This window comes from Bacillus ndiopicus (assembly GCF_000612805.1).
Taxonomy (GTDB): Bacteria; Bacillota; Bacilli; order Bacillales_A; family Planococcaceae; genus Metasolibacillus; species Metasolibacillus ndiopicus.
On the sequence record NZ_HG964403.1, the window covers coordinates 861,797 to 881,590 of the forward strand.

General features: G+C 37.5%; 24 protein-coding genes. All 24 read left to right on the forward strand.

Going from position 1 to position 19,794, the window contains the following annotated elements; translation table 11 throughout:
* Window positions 1-104: 104 nt before the first annotated feature.
* The 24 genes from xerC (at window position 105) to fliP (ending at window position 19,794) form a co-directional block, all read left to right on the forward strand.
* Window positions 105-1,007, forward strand: a complete 903-nt coding sequence (xerC, locus tag TY13_RS03865; RefSeq protein ID WP_042471900.1) for a tyrosine recombinase XerC — start codon at window positions 105-107, stop codon at window positions 1,005-1,007.
* A gap of 12 nt (window positions 1,008-1,019) precedes the next feature.
* Window positions 1,020-1,562: an ATP-dependent protease subunit HslV gene (hslV, locus tag TY13_RS03870; protein WP_042471902.1), complete on the forward strand. Its 543-nt coding sequence runs from the start codon at window positions 1,020-1,022 to the stop codon at window positions 1,560-1,562.
* Window positions 1,559-2,947, forward strand: a complete 1,389-nt coding sequence (gene hslU / locus TY13_RS03875) for an ATP-dependent protease ATPase subunit HslU (protein ID WP_154661504.1) — start codon at window positions 1,559-1,561, stop codon at window positions 2,945-2,947. Before hslV ends, hslU begins: the two co-directional genes overlap by 4 nt.
* Before the next feature lie 128 nt (window positions 2,948-3,075).
* Window positions 3,076-3,855: a GTP-sensing pleiotropic transcriptional regulator CodY gene (gene codY / locus TY13_RS03880; RefSeq protein ID WP_042471906.1), complete on the forward strand. Its 780-nt coding sequence runs from the start codon at window positions 3,076-3,078 to the stop codon at window positions 3,853-3,855.
* A 349-nt stretch (window positions 3,856-4,204) separates the two neighbouring features.
* Window positions 4,205-4,597 carry a flagellar basal body rod protein FlgB gene (flgB, locus tag TY13_RS03885; RefSeq protein WP_042471907.1) on the forward strand — a complete coding sequence of 131 codons (393 nt, stop codon included), beginning with the start codon at window positions 4,205-4,207 and terminating at the stop codon, window positions 4,595-4,597.
* 2 nt (window positions 4,598-4,599) lie between these two features.
* Window positions 4,600-5,061 (forward strand): flagellar basal body rod protein FlgC, encoded by a 462-nt coding sequence (gene flgC / locus TY13_RS03890; RefSeq protein WP_042471908.1) that lies wholly within the window; start codon window positions 4,600-4,602, stop codon window positions 5,059-5,061.
* 26 nt (window positions 5,062-5,087) lie between these two features.
* On the forward strand, window positions 5,088-5,393 hold the full coding sequence (gene fliE / locus TY13_RS03895; RefSeq protein ID WP_042471910.1) for a flagellar hook-basal body complex protein FliE: 306 nt from the start codon (window positions 5,088-5,090) through the stop codon (window positions 5,391-5,393).
* A gap of 343 nt (window positions 5,394-5,736) precedes the next feature.
* Complete coding sequence (fliF, locus tag TY13_RS03900; protein ID WP_042471912.1) at window positions 5,737-7,332, forward strand: flagellar basal-body MS-ring/collar protein FliF; 1,596 nt, start codon at window positions 5,737-5,739, stop codon at window positions 7,330-7,332.
* Between the two features lie 201 nt (window positions 7,333-7,533).
* Window positions 7,534-8,547, forward strand: coding sequence for a flagellar motor switch protein FliG (gene fliG, locus TY13_RS03905; RefSeq protein WP_042471914.1), 1,014 nt, complete (start codon window positions 7,534-7,536; stop codon window positions 8,545-8,547).
* Entirely contained in the window at window positions 8,531-9,331 is an 801-nt protein-coding gene (gene fliH, locus TY13_RS03910; protein ID WP_326582855.1) for a flagellar assembly protein FliH, read from the forward strand. Before fliG ends, fliH begins: the two co-directional genes overlap by 17 nt.
* A 5-nt stretch (window positions 9,332-9,336) precedes the next feature.
* Entirely contained in the window at window positions 9,337-10,665 is a 1,329-nt protein-coding gene (gene fliI, locus TY13_RS03915; RefSeq protein ID WP_042471918.1) for a flagellar protein export ATPase FliI, read from the forward strand.
* A complete protein-coding gene (gene fliJ / locus TY13_RS03920; RefSeq protein WP_195891659.1) occupies window positions 10,662-11,111 on the forward strand; it encodes a flagellar export protein FliJ in 450 nt (149 codons plus the stop codon). The genes fliI and fliJ overlap by 4 nt, the downstream gene beginning before the upstream one ends.
* A 4-nt stretch (window positions 11,112-11,115) precedes the next feature.
* Entirely contained in the window at window positions 11,116-11,721 is a 606-nt protein-coding gene (locus TY13_RS03925; protein WP_042471921.1) for a MotE family protein, read from the forward strand.
* A 19-nt stretch (window positions 11,722-11,740) separates the two neighbouring features.
* Window positions 11,741-12,925 carry a flagellar hook-length control protein FliK gene (locus TY13_RS03930; protein ID WP_042471922.1) on the forward strand — a complete coding sequence of 395 codons (1,185 nt, stop codon included), beginning with the start codon at window positions 11,741-11,743 and terminating at the stop codon, window positions 12,923-12,925.
* A 3-nt stretch (window positions 12,926-12,928) separates the two neighbouring features.
* Window positions 12,929-13,648 (forward strand): flagellar hook assembly protein FlgD, encoded by a 720-nt coding sequence (gene flgD, locus TY13_RS03935; RefSeq protein ID WP_042471925.1) that lies wholly within the window; start codon window positions 12,929-12,931, stop codon window positions 13,646-13,648.
* 21 nt (window positions 13,649-13,669) lie between these two features.
* The gene (locus TY13_RS03940) at window positions 13,670-14,032 is read left to right on the forward strand and encodes a TIGR02530 family flagellar biosynthesis protein (RefSeq protein WP_195891660.1); all 363 of its coding nucleotides are present in this window, start codon (window positions 13,670-13,672) and stop codon (window positions 14,030-14,032) included.
* Between the two features lie 98 nt (window positions 14,033-14,130).
* Window positions 14,131-15,117 carry a flagellar hook-basal body complex protein gene (locus TY13_RS03945; protein ID WP_042471928.1) on the forward strand — a complete coding sequence of 329 codons (987 nt, stop codon included), beginning with the start codon at window positions 14,131-14,133 and terminating at the stop codon, window positions 15,115-15,117.
* A gap of 61 nt (window positions 15,118-15,178) precedes the next feature.
* The gene (locus TY13_RS03950; RefSeq protein ID WP_042472409.1) at window positions 15,179-15,400 is read left to right on the forward strand and encodes a flagellar FlbD family protein; all 222 of its coding nucleotides are present in this window, start codon (window positions 15,179-15,181) and stop codon (window positions 15,398-15,400) included.
* Window positions 15,390-15,821 (forward strand): flagellar basal body-associated protein FliL, encoded by a 432-nt coding sequence (gene fliL, locus TY13_RS03955; protein WP_042471930.1) that lies wholly within the window; start codon window positions 15,390-15,392, stop codon window positions 15,819-15,821. The genes TY13_RS03950 and fliL overlap by 11 nt, the downstream gene beginning before the upstream one ends.
* 36 nt (window positions 15,822-15,857) lie before the next feature.
* The gene (fliM, locus tag TY13_RS03960) at window positions 15,858-16,853 is read left to right on the forward strand and encodes a flagellar motor switch protein FliM (protein ID WP_042471931.1); all 996 of its coding nucleotides are present in this window, start codon (window positions 15,858-15,860) and stop codon (window positions 16,851-16,853) included.
* Complete coding sequence (fliY, locus tag TY13_RS03965; protein ID WP_042471933.1) at window positions 16,846-18,081, forward strand: flagellar motor switch phosphatase FliY; 1,236 nt, start codon at window positions 16,846-16,848, stop codon at window positions 18,079-18,081. Before fliM ends, fliY begins: the two co-directional genes overlap by 8 nt.
* Window positions 18,082-18,102: 21 nt before the next feature.
* Entirely contained in the window at window positions 18,103-18,465 is a 363-nt protein-coding gene (locus TY13_RS03970) for a response regulator (RefSeq protein ID WP_042471935.1), read from the forward strand.
* 4 nt (window positions 18,466-18,469) lie between these two features.
* Window positions 18,470-19,132, forward strand: coding sequence for a flagellar biosynthetic protein FliO (locus tag TY13_RS03975; RefSeq protein ID WP_052344212.1), 663 nt, complete (start codon window positions 18,470-18,472; stop codon window positions 19,130-19,132).
* On the forward strand, window positions 19,129-19,794 hold the full coding sequence (gene fliP / locus TY13_RS03980) for a flagellar type III secretion system pore protein FliP (RefSeq protein ID WP_042471936.1): 666 nt from the start codon (window positions 19,129-19,131) through the stop codon (window positions 19,792-19,794). The genes TY13_RS03975 and fliP overlap by 4 nt, the downstream gene beginning before the upstream one ends.

Below are 19,794 nucleotides of genomic sequence, written 5' to 3' on the forward strand. Positions count from 1 at the left end.
AACGATTGATTTATTAAAATTTACACATATTTTACTTGCTAATTTTTTAGTTAAGGTATAGTGTCAGTATGTAATTAATTTGCTCCATTTGAGGGGGTTACGTTATGTTTAATCATCAACAGAATGAACTGTTACATCAATTTATTCGCTATGTACAAATTGAAAAAAATTTTTCCATACACACAGTGCGAGAATATGAAACGGATATTCAGCATTTTTTGATGTTTTTACAAACGGAAGGTATCGAAAATTTACAAGATGTTGAATATATCCATGCTAGATTGTACGTGACAAAGCTCTATGAGGAGAAAAAAGCTAGAGCGTCTATTTCAAGAAAGATATCTGCGATTCGCTCGTTTTTCCGCTTTTTACATAGAGAATTTAATTTGGATGACTCATCTTTTCGATCATTGTATCACCCGAAAAAAGAGGAAAGGCTTCCAAACTTTTTTTATGAGGAAGAGCTTACGCAATTATTTGAAGCAAATCAAGGGCAAGATTTTCAGTCACTACGTAATATCGCCTTACTTGAGCTACTTTATGCAACAGGCATTCGAGTAAGTGAATGTACCGCATTGGAGTTATCGCATATCGATTTTTATTACTCTATTATTCGTGTTATGGGAAAAGGGCGTAAAGAGCGCATTGTACCATTTGGTGAATATGCCCATACAGCGCTACAACTCTACATCGAAGAAGCGCGGCCGCATATAATGAAAAATGCAAATCATTCTTTTGTTTTTGTCAATATGAGAGGAGGCGAACTTACTCCTCGTGGTGTACGTCACATATTAAGTGAAATGATGAATAAAGCGAGTATGCACACAAAGCTCTATCCACATATGCTTAGGCATTCATTTGCTACACATTTATTAAATAATGGTGCAGATATGCGTACTGTGCAGGAATTATTAGGGCACGCACATCTTTCCTCGACGCAAGTGTACACACATGTGACAAAGGAGCATTTGCGCAGCACGTATATGAATACACATCCGAGAGCTTAAGGAGGAATCAAAATGGGGCAAATACATGCTACAACGATTTTTGCTATTCATCACAATGGCGGTTGTGCGATGGCTGGAGACGGTCAAGTGACACTAGGGAATGCTGTTGTGATGAAACATACAGCAAGAAAGGTCAGACGTCTGTTTAATGGTAAAGTACTAGCTGGCTTTGCTGGTTCAGTGGCAGACGCCTTTACTTTGTTTGAGATGTTTGAAGGGAAGTTAAACGAATATAACGGCAATTTACAACGTGCTGCTGTAGAAGTAGCAAAACAATGGCGTGGTGATAAAATGCTTCGTCAATTAGAGGCAATGCTACTTGTGATGGATAAATCAACTTTACTTCTTGTTTCTGGAACAGGTGAAGTAATCGAGCCAGATGATGGCATTTTAGCAATTGGCTCAGGTGGAAACTATGCATTATCTGCAGGGCGTGCTTTAAAGATGCACGCGGGTGAACATTTAACGGCACAGCAAATAGCAGAGGCGGCTTTAACGACAGCAGCCGATATTTGCGTATTTACAAACCATAATATTATCGTGGAGGCGCTATAATGACGACTAATTTAACGCCAAGACAAATTACAGAGCATTTAAATCGTCACATTGTTGGGCAAAATGAAGCAAAGCGGGCAGTTGCCATTGCGTTGCGTAACCGTTATCGTCGCTCTTTATTGAACGATGAAATGAAAAATGAAATTATTCCAAAAAATATTTTAATGATTGGTCCAACTGGTGTTGGTAAAACTGAAATAGCAAGACGCATTGCTAAATTAACGAAAGCGCCATTTATTAAAGTAGAGGCAACAAAGTTTACGGAAGTAGGCTATGTTGGTCGCGATGTTGAATCGATGGTACGCGATTTAGTTGAAGCTTCATTGCGTCTTGTAAAAGAGGAAATGCTTGCTACAGTACAAGATGAGGCTGAAAAATTAGCAAATCAAGCAATTGTTAAGCTGCTTGCACCATCAAAAGTAAAAGCAAAAATGCAGCAAAACCCGTGGGAAATGATTTTTGGGCAAAAGCAAGAACAGGCTGAGCAGGAAAATCCAACAGAAGAAGCAGAGATACGCTCTCGTCGCAGCCAAATCGCCACTGATTTAGCAGAGGGTAAACTTGAAAGCCAGTGGGTAACAATCGAAGTGACTGAACAAGCGGCGCCGTTAATCGATATGCCTGGTATGGAAATGCAAATGAGTGGCATGCAAGATATGCTAGCAAATTTAATGCCTAAGAAAACAAAGAAACGAAAAGTGCAAGTAAAGGATGCACGTCGCATTTTAGCGTTAGAAGAGGCAAATAAATTGATTGATACGGATGAATTGACATCAGAAGCAATACACCGTGCTGAGCAGACAGGAATTATTTTCATCGATGAAATTGATAAAATTGCGAGTAAGGATAGTAGTTCTTCCGCGAATGTTTCACGTGAAGGGGTGCAGCGTGATATTTTACCAATCGTCGAAGGTTCCACTGTGACAACAAAATACGGTCCTGTAAAAACGGATTATATATTATTCATAGCAGCCGGTGCCTTCCATATGTCAAAGCCGAGCGATTTAATTCCGGAATTGCAAGGTCGTTTCCCGATTAGAGTGGAGCTAGAAAAGCTGACGAAGGCTGATTTTGTACGTATTTTGCAAGAGCCTGATCAATCGCTTATTTTGCAATATAAAGCACTTTTGGAAACAGAAAATGTAACGATTGAGTTTTCAGAAGACGCAATTGACCATATAGCTGAAATTGCAACTGAAGTCAATCAAGAAACAGATAATATTGGAGCGAGACGTCTGCATACGATTTTAGAGCGCTTGTTAGAGGAATTATCCTTTGAGGCTTCTGAAATCGCACCAGCACACATTGAAATTACACCTGCATACGTTGAGCAAAAATTAGGAAACATCGTGAAAAATAAAGATTTATCACAATTTATTTTGTAGATAGCAAAATATTTTTCACAAATGTGTAGACCTTTACAATATTTAAAATAATAGATAATTGCTATAAAATATAAAAACCTTTAGAATATTACGTAAATATAGAAATAGCCTTAGGAGGACTATATAAAATGAACTTATTATCAAAAACAAGAAAAATTAATGCAATGCTTCAAGCTTCTGCGGGTAAGCCGGTAAATTTTAAAGAAATGGCGGATACACTAGGCGATATTATCGACTCTAACGTCTTCATCGTTAGCCGTAAAGGGAAACTTTTAGGTTTATCAATCCATCAACAAATCGAAAATGATCGCATTAAGAAAATGTTTGCAGAACGTCAATTCCCTGAGGAATATACACAAAACTTATTTAACATTACAGAAACATCTCCAAACTTAGATGTTAACAATGAACATACTGCATTCCCAGTTGAGAATAAAGATTTATTTGCATCTGGGTTAACGACAATTGTGCCGATCATTGGCGGTGGTGAGCGTTTAGGTACATTAATCCTTGCTCGTATTAACGACGAATTTAGCGATGATGATTTAATTTTAGCTGAGTATGGTGCAACTGTAGTTGGTATGGAAATTTTACGTGAAAAAGCAGAGGTAATTGAAGAAGAAGCTCGCTCGAAAGCAGTTGTGCAAATGGCAATTAATTCATTATCATACTCTGAACTTGAAGCAATTGAGCATATCTTCGAGGAATTAGATGGCCATGAAGGGTTACTTGTAGCTTCAAAAATTGCTGATCGTGTAGGTATCACTCGTTCAGTTATTGTAAATGCATTGCGTAAATTAGAGTCTGCAGGAGTAATTGAGTCTCGTTCTCTTGGGATGAAAGGTACGTATATTAAAGTACTTAATGATAAATTCTTAGTAGCGTTAGCTGAAATAAAAATGAAATAAATGGAAAAAGGTCTTGTTGATTCGTCACAAGGCCTTTTTTTACATAGTCCTAACAGTCTGGTGTAAAAAATGGGTTTTTTGGTTTAGTTTTTTTAGCAAGTTTGACAATACATAACGAAGTTTTTGATAATATTTATTGAATCTTAATAATAAAATATCAATTTCAAAAAAATTCCATTACAACACTTTGACAAGAAGGAGAAAAAAATGGAACAAAATAGTTCTTATAGACTATCTAAAAACGATAAAAGACAATAGACACTATGGATTAACTTAATTACAATTAAACTAATAAAATCTATTATCGAAATGTGACGAATACCCTACATACATAAAAGAGGTGAGTGACTTGAACTTATTCAGTGGAACAATTCGCAATCTAGAAAATGGACTTTCATATGCGACTTTAAAACATAAAACAATTGCCAACAACATAGCGAATGTCGATACGCCAAATTATAAGGCGAAAGATGTAAACTTTAAAAGTATGCTAGCAGATGCAAAACAATCGACAATTGCCGCAAATAAAAATGATGTTCGTCATTACGATTTTAAATTTAAGCAATTTGAGTCAGGTGTATTTAATTATGCAAACTTACGTGCTCGTCATAATGGAAATGGTGTAAATATGGATGCAGAACAAGCAAAACTTGCTGAAAATACAATCTATTACAATGCACTTATTGATCGCGTAAACGGGAAATTGAATACGTTAAACACAGTAATTAAAGGTGGGAAATAAAAATGACAATTTTTCATAGTATGAATACAACTGCCTCGGCCCTGACAGCGCAACGCTTGCGCATGGACGTTATTTCCTCAAATATGGCAAACATCGACACAACGCGTGCAAAACAAGTGAATGGGGAATGGGAGCCATATCGTCGTAAAACAGTTACTTTAACTGCAAAAGAAGGACAGTTTTCGAATTTTCTTAATGTTGCAATGGGGAAAACGGAGAAACAAGGTGTAGGAAATGGTGTAAAAGTATCGCGAATTAAAGAAGATAATGAAACACCATTTAAGCTTGTCTATGATCCGACACATATTGATGCAGATGAAAATGGTTATGTGAGAATGTCTAATGTAGATCCGCTAAAAGAAATGGTTGACTTAATCTCTGCAACACGCTCTTATGAAGCAAATGTAACAGTATTTAATGCTAATAAATCGATGCTGACAAAGGCTTTAGAAATCGGTAAATAACATATCGGAAGGAAAGGTGACGAAATATGGCGATTAGCTCTATATCGATGCTTACACCAACACAAGTTGTACAGGAGCCAAATAAACTTACAGCAACACCTTATGAGGCGCAACAAAATTTTGCTGCGACATTAAAAGAAGCCATTGCAAAAGTGAACGCACAACAGATTCAATCAGACACAATGACAAATAAATTAATCAATGGTGGCAATGTGGACCTACATGAAGTAATGATTGCTGCACAAAAGGCAAGTATTACGTTAAATGCAACGCTAGAAATTCGTAATAAAGCGGTTGAGGCCTACCAAGAAATTATGCGAATGAGTGTATAATGTACGGTTACAGAGAAGCGAATTTACCTTGATTCGGCAATATTTAACTGCGACGAGTACTCGCAGGAAGAAATCTTTCCTGCGACTAGTAGCCGCAGGAGAAAGGTTATTTTGCACTGAAAACGAAGTGTGAGGTGCAAAAGGTTCCAACTTCTATGGCTACGAGAATAGCGCATTTTTTATTTAATTTAACAGGTATTTAAAGCCTCGTTGAATCAAGATAAAGCCTCTGCGAATGTCGTAGATTATGAAAGGTAGTTTTATCTTTACTCAAAAGAAATCTGGACAAGGATTGGCAGAGGCGTAATTGATTACAGCATTCACTATTACCGGAGGATCCATAATGAATGAACGACTGACAAAAATAAAAACCGACTCGACCAATTTTTGGTCCAGTCGTACAAAAAAACAAAAGGGCGCAATGCTTGGTGCACTTGTAGCAATAATTGCGTTTGCAAGTGTACTTACATATTTTTCAACACGAACAGAAATGGTACCAATGTATACGGGTTTATCACAAGCTGAAGTTGGAAAAATTAAAGATGTTTTAGATAATGAAGGCGTTACATATGAAATCACACCAGGAGGCACTAACATTTTAGTGCCGGCGAAGCAAGCAGACTCGTTAAAAGTATCATTAGCAAATCAAGGTTTTCCACAATCAGGCGGGATTGATACGTCTTTTTTTGCTGAGAATGCAGGATTTGGGATGACAGATAATGAATTTGAGGTTTTAAGCAATGAAGCAAGGCAAACAGCTATTGTGAATTTATTAAAGCAAGTTGAAGGTGTCAACGGTGCTGTTGTAAATATTACTATGCCAAAGTCAGGCGTCTTTTTACAAGATGGTCAAGGAGAAGCTACGGCAGCGGTTATGTTAAACACGGCACCTGGACAACAATTTACAGATGTTCAAATTCGAACATTATATAGTTTAGTAGCAAAAAGTGTTCCAAATTTACCGTTAGAAAACATTGAAATTTCAAATCAATATATGGAATATTACGATTTAGATGCTGCAACATCTGGAAACAGTTCTGTAGCTACTCCTGTTGGACAAATGCAATTGAAAAAAACTGTTGAACGTGACTTACAGCGTCAAGTCCAAAATATGCTCGGTGGATTAATGGGACAAGATAAAGTTCTTGTTTCTGTTACAACAGACATCGACTTCAAGCAGGAAAATCGTCAAGAAAATTTAGTAGAGCCTGTTGATACAGAAAATATATCAGGTATTGCGATTAGTGCCCAACGTATTACAGAAACGTATACAGGTACAGGAGCAAATGCTACAGGCACACCAGAAGCGGGGCAAGTGACAGATAATTTCACTGACTATGTAGAGGGGGCTGCTGGGAATGGCGATTATGAGCGAATGGAAGAAACAATCAACAATGATGTTAATCGCATTCGTCGTGAAATCCAAGAAAGCCCTTATAAAATCCGCGATATTGGAATTCAAGTAGCAGTAGAGCCGCCAAACCCGGAGGACCTAGCATCATTATCTGATGAAGTACGCGCAGATATTGAGCAAATTTTATCGACAATTATCCGCACATCGATAGATAAAGATGCAGCTGGTAACTTGTCTGATGAAGATATTGCTGACAAAATTGTTGTATCTGTGCAGCCATTCTTAGGGAAAGATGTTGCAGTGGATACTACAACATCCAAAATACCTTGGTGGGTTTGGGTAATTGGTGGTGTGTTAGTAGTTGCGATTGCACTGCTAGTATTCTTTATTTTACGTTCACGTAAACGTAGAGAAGAAGAGGAATTATCGGCAATTGAAGAGCAGCAAGAAAAAATCATTGTTGACGATATTGCAGATGAAAAAGAAACAGAAGCTACAGTACGCCGTAAGCAATTAGAAAAAATGGCGAAAGATAAGCCTGATGATTTTGCTAAATTGTTGCGTAGCTGGATTGCTGAAGATTAATTTTGATTCAGTAGATATCTATCTTAATAGATCGTGAGATGAATATATAAGTAGCATGTAATTCAGTGGGTATCCAAAAACCCACTGAATCAAAATATAGCCTTTGGCGGATGTCACAGATTTTTGAAAAGGAGCTTTTCGAGCAAGCTCGAAAAATCTGGGCACAATTACGCCGAGGCGTAATTGACTAGGGGGTCGGCTATGTCTAAGAAAGATAAGGAATTAACAGGAAAGCAAAAAGCTGCCCTATTATTAATTTCACTAGGACCAGAAGTGTCAGCTTCGGTATATAAACATTTAAGCGAAGAGGAAATTGAGCGCCTGACATTAGAGATTTCAAGTGTTAAAAAAGTGGAATCAAATGTTAAAGAAGAGATTATTGAAGAATTCCATAATATCGCATTAGCGCAAGATTATATTACGCAAGGTGGTATTGGCTATGCCAAAACGGTACTGGAAAAAGCATTGGGGAGTGACCAAGCGCAAGCGATTTTAAATCGTTTAACATCGTCATTACAAGTAAGGCCGTTTGATTTTGCACGCAAAGCAGATCCTGCTCAAATATTTAACTTTATCCAAAATGAACATCCACAAACAATTGCCCTGATTTTATCTTATTTAGAGCCAGGGCAGGCGGGTGTAATTTTATCGTCATTGCCACAAGAAGTTCAGGCAGATATTGCGAAGCGTATTGCAGTAATGGATTCAACATCGCCAGAAGTAATTAGCGAAATTGAGTCTGTCTTAGAGCGTAAACTATCCTCTACTGTGACGCAAGATTACACAGAAACGGGTGGCGTGGATGCTGTTGTTGAAGTGCTTAGTGGGGTAGATCGTCAAACTGAGAAAACAATTTTGGATGCACTCGAAATTCAAGACCCAGAATTGGCAGAGGAAATCAAGAAGCGCATGTTTGTATTCGAAGACATTGTTACGCTTGATAACCGTTCAATTCAACGAGTTATTCGCGACTGTGAAAATGAAGACTTACTATTATCATTGAAGGTTTCTTCAGATGAAGTAAAAGATATTATTTTCCGCAATATGTCACAACGTATGGCAGATACGTTTAAAGAAGAAATGGAAATTATGGGACCTGTCCGTTTAAGAGATGTAGAGGACGCACAATCGCGCATCGTAGCTGTTATTAGACGCTTAGAAGATGCAGGAGAAATTATTATAGCTCGTGGTGGAGGAGATGACGTCATTGTCTAGAATTATTCGCTCTATACAAGCACAGTCAACTGAAGCAGAGCAAGGCGTTAAAATTGAAATTAAAGACTTTTTTCAACCAATAGTTTTTCAAGCAAATAATCAAACTGACGAGCTTGAGAATCTGACATTAGAAGACATCCATGCAGAACGTGAAATGTATTTAACTGAGGCGCGTCAACAAATTGAGATGGAGCGTCAACAGCTAGAACAGTATCGCGATGAACAATTGCTAGCAATTGAACAATTGAAGCAAATTTGGCAGGAAGAGAAGCTTTTGTTAGAGCAACAGGCTCATGAAGAAGGTTTTGCTGCTGGCTATGAGGAAGGTATTCAAAAAGCTAATGCGGCCATGGAGCAATCGTTGCAAATTGCCAATGATACGATGACCCAAGCACAGCAAAATGCGAAAAAATATATCGACGATCAAGAATTTGTTGTGCTAGAACTAGCCTTAACAGCAGCAGAACGTATTATTGGTGTAGCGCTGGAGCGAGATAGTGAAATATTTACTGAAATCGTCAAGCGCGGCTTGAAAGAAGCGCGAGAAATGAAAGAAATAAAAGTATACGTAGCACCAGCATATTATCAGCTAATAACGAAAAATCGTGATGAATTAGCCGAAATGTTTCCACCAGATGTGCCTTTATTGTTTTTTGTAAATGAGGATTTAGAAAATACAGAAAGCTACATTGAAACGAATCATGGGCGTATTGTCGTATCGATTGATGAACAGCTAAACGAGCTACGTTTGAAGCTGAATGAAATTTTAACAAGCAAGGACTGATATGGATGAAGACGGCTCAATTAATTGAACATATACCAAATCTCAATACATTCAAGAAATTTGGACGAGTAACGAGAGTAGTAGGCTTAATGATTGAGTCGCGAGGTCCAGAAAGCTCGATAGGAGATGTATGTAAAATACATGTCCAAACGGTACAGCATGGTCAGCAAACAATATTAGCTGAAGTAGTAGGTTTCAGAGATGAAATTGTAGTTTTGATGCCATTTTCCTCATTGCGTGAAATTTCAATTGGCTGCCTTGTTGAAGGAACAGGTAAGCCATTAGAAGTAAAAGTCGGTCCTGAGCTCATTGGTAAAATATTAGACTCGATGGGCAATCCATATGATGGCTACACATTACCGAAAGGGCTTGTCTCAGTGCAAACTGAGCGCCAGCCTCCTAACCCGATGACACGCCCACCTATTAGTGAGCGTATGGAAGTCGGTGTAAAAGCCATTGATGGTATGCTGACAATTGGTACTGGTCAGCGTGTAGGGATTTTCGCGGGTTCAGGTGTCGGAAAAAGTACATTGCTTGGTATGATTGCTCGTAATACAAAGGCAGATTTAAACGTAATTGCATTAGTCGGTGAGCGTGGGCGTGAAGTTCGAGAATTTATAGAGCGAGATTTGGGACCGGAAGGACTTAGTCGTTCAATTGTTGTTGCAGCAACAAGTGACCAGCCTGCATTAATGCGTATTAAAGCCGCATTTACAGCGACAGCAATAGCAGAATATTTCCGAGACCGTGGTATGAACGTTATGTTGATGATGGATTCAGTAACGCGTGTTGCAATGGCGCAGCGTGAAGTAGGTTTAGCAGTTGGAGAGCCTCCCGCAACACGAGGCTATACACCTTCCGTTTTTGCTATTTTACCTTCTTTATTAGAACGTACAGGAACAAATTTAAAAGGCTCTATCACAGCTTTTTATACTGTACTAGTAGATGGAGATGATATGAATGAGCCAATTGCAGATACTGTACGCGGTATTTTAGATGGACATATCGTTTTAGATCGTACTTTAGCAAATAAAGGTCAATATCCAGCCATTAATGTTTTAAAAAGCGTTAGTCGACTTATGAACCATATCGCAGACCCAGAGCATGTGAAGGCAGCAGAACGTTTACGAGAATTGTATTATACGTATGCAAAATCGGAGGATTTAATTAACATCGGTGCATATAAGCGAGGGACATCGCGTGAAATCGATGAAGCTATCCAATATGAATCACTTATTACAGCCTTTTTGAAGCAAGGTTATAAAGATTATGTGTCAATAGAACAAGCTGTAAATGAATTAATTACTTTAGCAAATGGTGGTGTATCGTCATAATGCAATACACATATCGATTCGAAAAAATATTAGTTGTGCGTGAGCAAGAAAAAAATGAATTTGAAATTGCTTATAAAGAATCTGTACGTGTCTTTGAAGAAATTGCAACGAGACTTTATGACTTATTAAAGAAAAAGGAAGATCTAATCACCTTTCAGCAAGATCGTCTAACAATTGGTGCTTCAATTGATGAAATTAGCCATTATGCTAATTTTATTGACAGTATGGAAAAGACAATTGCGGATGTTCAACAAAAAGTTGTACAAGCCCGTTCAAAAATGAATTGGCATGAGCAAAAGTTATTGGAAAAAAATTTAGAAGTACGTAAGTTTGAGAAGATGCGTGAAAAAGATTTCGATGCTTTTAAAGAAGAGCAAAATCGTATCGAAGCAAAGCAATTAGATGAACTATCATCGCTTGCGTATAACAAGAGAGAAATCAGGTGATGTCATGGCGAAAAAACAGATTGAAAGCATAAATGAAGAAGAACGTGATGACAAGAAACCGGGGTTTTTTCAAAAATTCTTTATGCTGTTTATTATCCCATTGTTATTTACGGTTACGATTGTATTAATCGTGGCATATTTCACGAATACGAATGTTTTCCAATTTGCAGATAGTATGAAAGAAAAAATTCCATTCCTTGACACGAAAAAAGAGGAAGTAATTGAAAATACTTCAATAACAGAGCAAAAAATTGTAACACTGCAAGCAGAGTTACAAGAAAAAGAAGCGCAGATTGATAAATTGCAATCTGAAATTAAAGCTTCAAGTGAAAAAAACAATGAGTTGTTAACTGAGCAAGAGCGTTTAAATTTCGAAATAGAGAAATTGAAGCGAGAGCAGGAAGATGTGAAAAAAGACTTCCAAGAGATTTTATCTGCTTATGAAAAAATGCCTGCCAAAGTAGCAGCACCAATTTTAATAGAAATGAAGGATGCTGAGCTAGCACTTCGCATTATGTCGAATTTGAAGCCAGACACCCTATCGGCTATTTTTGCAAAAATGCCCCCAGCAGATGCAGCGCGTTTTACGGAGTTACTAGCACAACAATAATGCGAGAGGAGGTGAAAAAATGGATATCGCAATGGTTCAACAATTATCACCGAAAGTGGCAGCGCCTAAGCAGGCACCAGCGACTACTAGCGGCAAGCCTAGCAGCGAAAAATTTGGTTCTGTATTTAACGAAATTTTAGCAGCAACGAATCAACCGTCTATGAAATCGACTACTACAACAGAAACAGATGCAGCTGAGCAGCTTATTTCTGCGGATTCACTTGAATCTGTGTTAGAGATACTAAACATTCCACATGATGAAGCATTATTATTTATTGAGGTGGACGGGGATGCTGTAGCTGTTGAAAATATGATGAATCTAGATGATTTAGCAGCAGCTCTAGACATTGACAAAGAAGATTTAGTGGCATTTGTCGAGCAGTTGCTTGGGCAGGAAGTGCAAATTGAGGATATTTGGTCTTTACTTGAACAAGCGCCAAACTTATTAGCGCAAATTATGAGCGCATTGCAAGGAGAGCATCAAGTAACACCGCTGGAAGCTGAGAAAGTGCTATCTATGTTAAAGTTAGCTGAAGTTATTGGGGCTAAAACAGATACAGTTTACAACCAAGAATGGCAGTTAACACAGGTGAAAGAAGCGTTCAAGCAAATTGCAGCACAGTTGCAACAAACAACTCAAGCGCAACAACAAGCACCTAAGCAAGCTGTGTTTCAGCAAGTAATGAAGCAAGAAACAGATGCTTCACAGCAAGCACCAGTAACATCGCAGCCAACGCCAACAGTGGTTAAAACAGTAACATTAACGTTACCAGCTGAACGCCCAGCACAATCTGAAGCCTTAATAAAAGAAATACAAAATTTAATTAATCGTAGTCAACTATCAAATACCCAAGGTACTATGAGATTAATGTTAAAGCTTTATCCGGAAAATTTAGGCTCTATTCGTATTGAAATTATGCAAAAAGATGGTATGTTAACAGCGCGATTACTCGCAACTACAGCCGCTGGGAAAGAATTGTTGGATTCTAATTTACAGCAATTAAAAACAGCATTCGTAGCACAGAACATTCAGATGGAGCGTATTGACGTATCGCAAGCTTTACAGGATGCTGAGCGCAATATGCGTGACCAAAGCTTCTTTAACAACTTTTTCAAGCAGCAAAATGAAGAGCAAGAAGCACAGACTGATGAAGAAGATGATGATAAAAAATCATTTAGTGAATTTTTAAATGAGGAGGTGTAAAATATGACAACTACAAATAAAGTTACAGAGGATTTATTTCATTCAAACTATAAGCCACCTGTACGAGAAACAGGAAATAGTGCACTTGGAAAAGATGCCTTTTTACAACTACTAATTACCCAGCTTCAAAATCAAGATCCTACAAACCCAATGAACGACCGAGAGTTTATAGCTCAAATGGCACAATTTTCATCTCTGGAGCAAATGCAAAATATGACTAAAGCAATAGAGGTGTTGGTAGAATCACAGCAACAAACACAATTAATGTCCTATACTACTTTTATTGGTAAAGAGGTAAAATGGCATGAGTTAACAGAAGAATTAGATGCACAAGGTAAGCCTATTGCAGTTGAGGGAGTCGGAACGGTTGTTGAATTAAAGTTTGTTGATGGTCAGCCACAATTTGTACTAGATGATGGCAAGACAATCTCAGCAGGGAATATTTCATCAATTGCTGGAAATGGTTCTTCAACAGGGAATGTTGGAAACCCATTTGCTGAAGCGAGTAAATTAATCGGTCAAAGTGTTCGCTATGAGGTAGATGGACAAAATATCGAAGCGATTATTGAAGCGATTACGATGAAAAACGGTTCCATTATTTATATTTTAAATGACGGTGCACGTTTAACGAAGGAACAATTCAACATAGTAGATGAATCAACAGAGCCCAATAAACCTTCAGAGCAAACTAATGATGCGAATAAGCCTGTTGATGGAGAATAAGGTGGTGTGAATATGAAACAGATGAATACTATTCAACGTATTCCGTATCATCCACCGTTACAGCCACCAAAGCAAACTAAGCAAGCGACTGCGAATTTTAAAGATCATTTACAGTCCGCAGTAGACACGCAACAATTAAAAATTAGCAAGCATGCAACAGAGCGTTTGCAGGAGCGTGATATTACGATTTCTGATGCGGAGTGGCAACATGTAGCCGATATCGTATTTGAGGCGCAGGAAAAAGGTGTACAGCAGCCGTTAGTAATAATGGAACAAGCAGCACTTATTGTGAATTCCAAAAATGCGACGGTTATTACGGCGATGGATCGTGTAGAAGCGAAAGCGCAAATTTTCACAAATATTGATGGCACAATTATATTATAGGCTGGACCTTTAGGGGGCCTACGGATGCTACCGACTGACTGACGTAGCATTGTAATCAGACAAATGAAATTGATAAAACGAAGGGAGAACAAAACAATATGTTACGTTCTATGTATTCGGGTATTTCAGGACTAAAAAACTTCCAAACGAAATTAGATGTTATTGGTAATAACATTGCAAATGTTAATACACATGGCTTTAAAAAAGGTCGCGTTATTTTCAAGGATTTAATGTCACAAACACAAGCTGGTGCATCAGGTCCTACCATGGGGGCTGGGGGTATCAACGCAAAGCAAGTAGGTTTAGGCTCTACACTTGCTACAATCGATACAATCCATGGTACAGGCTCTCGCCAAACTACAAATCGCGTGCTTGATATTGCGATGGAAGGTGAAGGATTCTTCGTAGTAGGTAAATTGGCAGGGGACGATGTTGACGAGGCTTTAGTAGATGGCTTTACAGAAACAGCCTATACGCGTGCAGGTAACTTTTATATGGATAGAGAAGGCTTCCTTGTAAATAGTAATGGTGATTATTTAATTGGTTGGCGACAAGATGGTGATGTAGACTTAGATCAATATACAGAAAATATAACAAGTCCTGATGGAGCAATTATTGGTCATTCTCGATTACAAGGTGATGACGCAGTTGATGATATTTCTGAGTTAAAATGGAATGAAGAAGCTCTGCAAACCGAAGATATTGAAGGCGGTCGTATTTTAATTCCGACAGATGCCCAGGAAATATCAATTGGTGCAGATGGTACAGTAACATATGTAAGCTCTGAGGGCCTTTTAACATTTGCTGGACAGATAATGATGGCAAAATTCCCTAACGCAGAAGGTTTAACAAAGGTTGGAAATAACTACTTCCAAGTATCAGCTAACTCAGGTGAAACACAATTTGGAGCTGGCTCTAGCTTCGGTATTGGTAAAACAGTGTCGGGTGCTTTAGAAATGTCGAACGTGGACTTATCTGAAGAGTTTACAGAAATGATCGTAGCACAACGAGGTTTCCAAGCGAACACACGTATTATCACGACATCAGATGAAATTTTGCAAGAGCTTGTTAACTTAAAACGATAATTAATTAAATTCATTGCAAGGGAGGGTCGGGCCGGCACTTCGTTTGTCCGGCCCTAATTCAATGATTGAACTTACGCGCCTTAATGGCAAAACATTTACCTTAAATGCTTTATACATAGAGACCGTTGAATCTTTCCCAGATACAACGATTACATTAACAACTGGTAGTAAATTACTCGTTTTAGAAAAAGAAGAGCAGGTGCGCCAAAAGGTGAAAGCCTTTTATCAACATATACAAATATTATCTAATCCGCATCTACGAGGTGAAGAGAATGAAGAATAATAAGTTGTTAACAATTATGATTATTATTTTAGTAGCGATTATTTTAGTAGGGGCAATATTGTTTGTAGTTTATGTACAGGCAAATAAAGGGGCACAAAATACAGAGCCTACAATTGATGAGATTGTAGAAGCATCAGTGGATGTACCTGAAATTAAAACCAATTTATCCGATAAGCGCTTTATCGTAGTACAGTTAAAAGTGCAAACAGATAGTAAAGATGCTGCTGTTGAGTTAGAAAAACGCCTATTCCAAGTACAGAATATAGCTATTCAAGAACTTTCGGATATGGAATTAAAGGACATAGAAGGTAAGCAAGGCAAAATAACATTAAGAAGTACATTAAAATCTAAAATTAATGAATTGATGCAAGACGGAGAAGTTAAAGAAGTTTATATAACGAATTACATTACTGGACAATAAAATTAGAGAAACATCTTTTGAAATGGAGGTGGGCAAATGGCAGGAGATGTATTATCCCAATCTGAGATTGATGCGCTGTTATCCGCGATATCAACAGGAGAAATGTCAGCGGATGATATGAAAAAAGAAGATGAAACAAAAAAAGTGAAAGTTTATGACTTTAAACGCGCACTTCGTTTTTCAAAAGATCAAATCCGAAGTTTGACCCGAATACATGAAAACTTTGCTAGATTATTAACAACATCGTTTTCAGCACAATTAAGAACTTATGTTCAAATAACAGTTGTTTCTGTTGACCAAATACCTTTTGAAGAATTTGTTCGTTCAATACCGAATATGACATTAATAAATGTGTTTGAAGTGCCGCCATTGGATGGTAATATTTTAATGGAGATTAATCCAAACATCGCCTATTCGATGTTAGATCGTTTGATGGGAGGCGCAGGTTCAAGCCATAGTAATGTAGATAACTTAACAGAAATTGAAACGAAAATTATGACGAATTTATTTGAACGCTCGTTTGATAATTTGCGTGAAGCATGGGAAAGTGTTGTAGAAATTGATCCTATGCTTGTTGAGTTAGAAGTAAATCCACAATTTTTACAAATGATTTCACCAAATGAAACAGTTGTTGTTATTTCATTAAATACAGTAATTGGTGAAACAACAGGGATGATTAATATTTGTTTACCTCACGTTGTGCTTGAACCGATAGTTCCTAATTTATCGGTACGCTATTGGATGCAGGCTAATACGAAACAAAACTCACCTGAACAAACTGATTTTTTACAAAATCGCGTGAAGCAATCTACATTACCAGTTGTAGCAGAGCTAGGAAATACAATTATTTCAGTTGAAGATTTCTTAACGATGCAACTGGGGGATGTAATACCGTTAGAACAAAAAATTGATGAGCATCTTACACTGAGAGTCGGTAATGTGCCGAAATTCACTGTACAACCTGGTAAACTAGGGAAAAAGATGGCTGTTCAAGTTATAGATCCTATGGAAGGAGGAGACGCAGATGAGTGATGAAATGCTCTCCCAAGAAGAGATTGAAGCCTTATTAAGAGGTGAAACTTTAGAAAATCGAAGTGATACATCAGAGGATGCTGCAACAGCACTATCAGATGAAATTAGAGTCGAAGATCATCTGAGTCCAATGGAGCAAGATGCATTAGGTGAAATAGGTAATATTTCTTTTGGTAGTTCAGCAACTGCGTTATCAGCATTGCTTGGTCAAAAGGTAGATATCACAACACCTAGCATTTCGATGATTAATCGCAATAAATTAGATGAGGAATTCCCTCATCCATATGTTGCAATTCAAGTTGAATATACAATTGGATTAAAAGGTGTAAACTTACTTGTTATTAAACAATCAGATGCAGCTATTATTGCAGACTTAATGCTTGGTGGGGACGGCTTAAATCCGAAGCCTGAGTTAGGCGAAATCCAGTTAAGTGCAGTACAAGAAGCAATGAATCAAATGATGGGTTCAGCAGCGACATCTATGTCAACAATCTTTAATCAGAAAGTTGATATTTCACCACCTTCCATTGATTTAATGAATATTGCTCAAAATGAAGGTAAAGACAATATACCTGACGATGATTTACTTGTACGTGTTTCCTTTAGATTGCGTATTGGTGAATTAATAGATTCGAATATTATGCAATTATTGCCTTTAAATTTTAGTAAGAAAATAGTAAAGTCATTAATGGGGGAAACTGATGAAGAATCATCGGTGGCAACAGAAACTGTAGCACAGCCAGTTTCTGAGGCGGCGCAACAGCAAGTACAGCAGCCTACACAGCAAATGCAACAACCGCCTGTACAGCAACAGCCGATGTATCAGCAGCCTATGTACGAGCAACCGGCATATCAACAACCGCCAATGTACCAACAGCCTGTATATCAAATGCCTCCGCAGCAACCGGTTAATGTACAACCAGCGCAATTTGCAAGTTTCGAACAAGCAAATTTATCGCAACAAGAGGCGCGTAATTTAAACATGCTGTTAGATATCCCATTACAAGTGACTGTAGAGCTTGGAAGAACAAAGCGTTCAGTAAAAGAAATTTTAGAGCTTTCAAGTGGTTCTATTATCGAACTAGATAAGTTAGCAGGTGAGCCTGTTGATATTTTAGTTAATAGTCGCTTAATTGCGAAGGGTGAAGTAGTTGTTATTGATGAGAATTTCGGTGTTCGTATTACAGATATTTTAAGTCAAGCTGATCGCTTGAATAACTTACGATAGTTTAAATTGGAGGAATTGATTATGTCTAAAAAGATTTTAATTGTTGATGATGCTGCTTTCATGCGTATGATGATTAAAGATATTTTAACGAAGAATGGCTTTGAGGTAGTTGGAGAAGCAGCTGATGGTGCACAAGCAGTTGAAAAATATAACGAATTACGTCCTGACTTAGTAACGATGGATATTACAATGCCTGAGATGGATGGTATTGCTGCACTAAAAGCAATTAAAGGAACAGATCCAAACGCTATTGTTATTATGTGTTCAGCAATGGGGCAACAAGCAATGGTAATTGATGCAATTCAAGCTGGTGCAAAAGATTTCATCGTAAAGCCGTTCCAGGCTGACCGTGTAATTGAAGCTATTCAAAAAGCTTTAGGTTAAAAGAATGCTAAAAAACAAATCATTACATGCGTATTTTTTTGTTGTGCTGCTTGTATTGATTACCGTTTTCTCACCAACTGAAGCATATGCGGCACAAGATGGTTATGTTATTGATAATCTCAAAAAAAATCCATCTTCTAATGATACTAATACTGAAACAGATGCCGTTCTGAACGAAAGTACACCGGCATCTGACTCTTTCGGTTTATGGAGTTATGTTAAAGTATTGTTTGCACTTATTCTAGTTCTAGCTTTGTTAATTGGTGTACTAAGATTTTTAAATAAACGTAATATTAAATATCAACAAAATAGTGTTGTTCGTAATATTGGTGGACTTTCGGTTGGTGCTCAAAAATCTGTTCAAATTATTCAAGTTGGCAACCGTCTTTATATGATAGGAGTCGGTGAGAATGTTCAACTATTAAAGGAACTCTCAGATGAAGAGGAAATTGAGCAAATTTTAGGATACTATGAAGACAAACAACTAACAATGTCAACAGTACCACATATTGTTGAACTGTTTACGAAAAAATCGGAGCAAAAACAAAAAACGGAACAACAAGCAGAAACCTTTGGCAATATATTTGATAAAAAATTATCAGAAATAAAAAAAGAACGTAGTAACAGACTAGAGCAATGGAAAGAAAAGGAGCATGATAAGCAATGATGTCATTAATTACTACATTCTCTGATTTTGATCCAGCAAATGTCTCAACGTCAGTCAAACTACTTCTTTTATTAACCGTACTATCATTAGCACCTAGTATTTTAATTTTAATGACTTCTTTCACACGTATAGTCATTGTCTTGTCTTTTACTAGAACAGCATTAGCAACACAGCAAATGCCCCCAAATCAAGTGATTATAGGATTAGCATTATTTTTAACGTTTTTCGTTATGGCACCTACCTTTCAAGAAGTAAATAGCCAAGCGTTACAGCCACTTTTTAACGAGGAAATTGGTCTTGAAGAGGCATATGACCGTGCTGCAGTACCTTTCAAGGAATTTATGGCTAAACATACGAGACAGAAAGATTTAGAATTATTTATTTCATACAATCAAGCAGAGCGGCCAACAACGGTTGAAGAAATTCCACTGACGATGTTAGTACCAGCTTATGCATTAAGTGAAATAAAAACAGCATTTCAAATGGGCTTTATGATTTTCATTCCCTTTTTAGTAATCGATATGGTCGTAGCAAGTACACTTATGTCGATGGGGATGATGATGCTACCGCCTGTTATGATTTCATTACCATTTAAAATTTTGCTATTTGTATTAGTGGATGGCTGGTATTTAGTGATGAAATCGTTACTTCAAAGTTTTTAG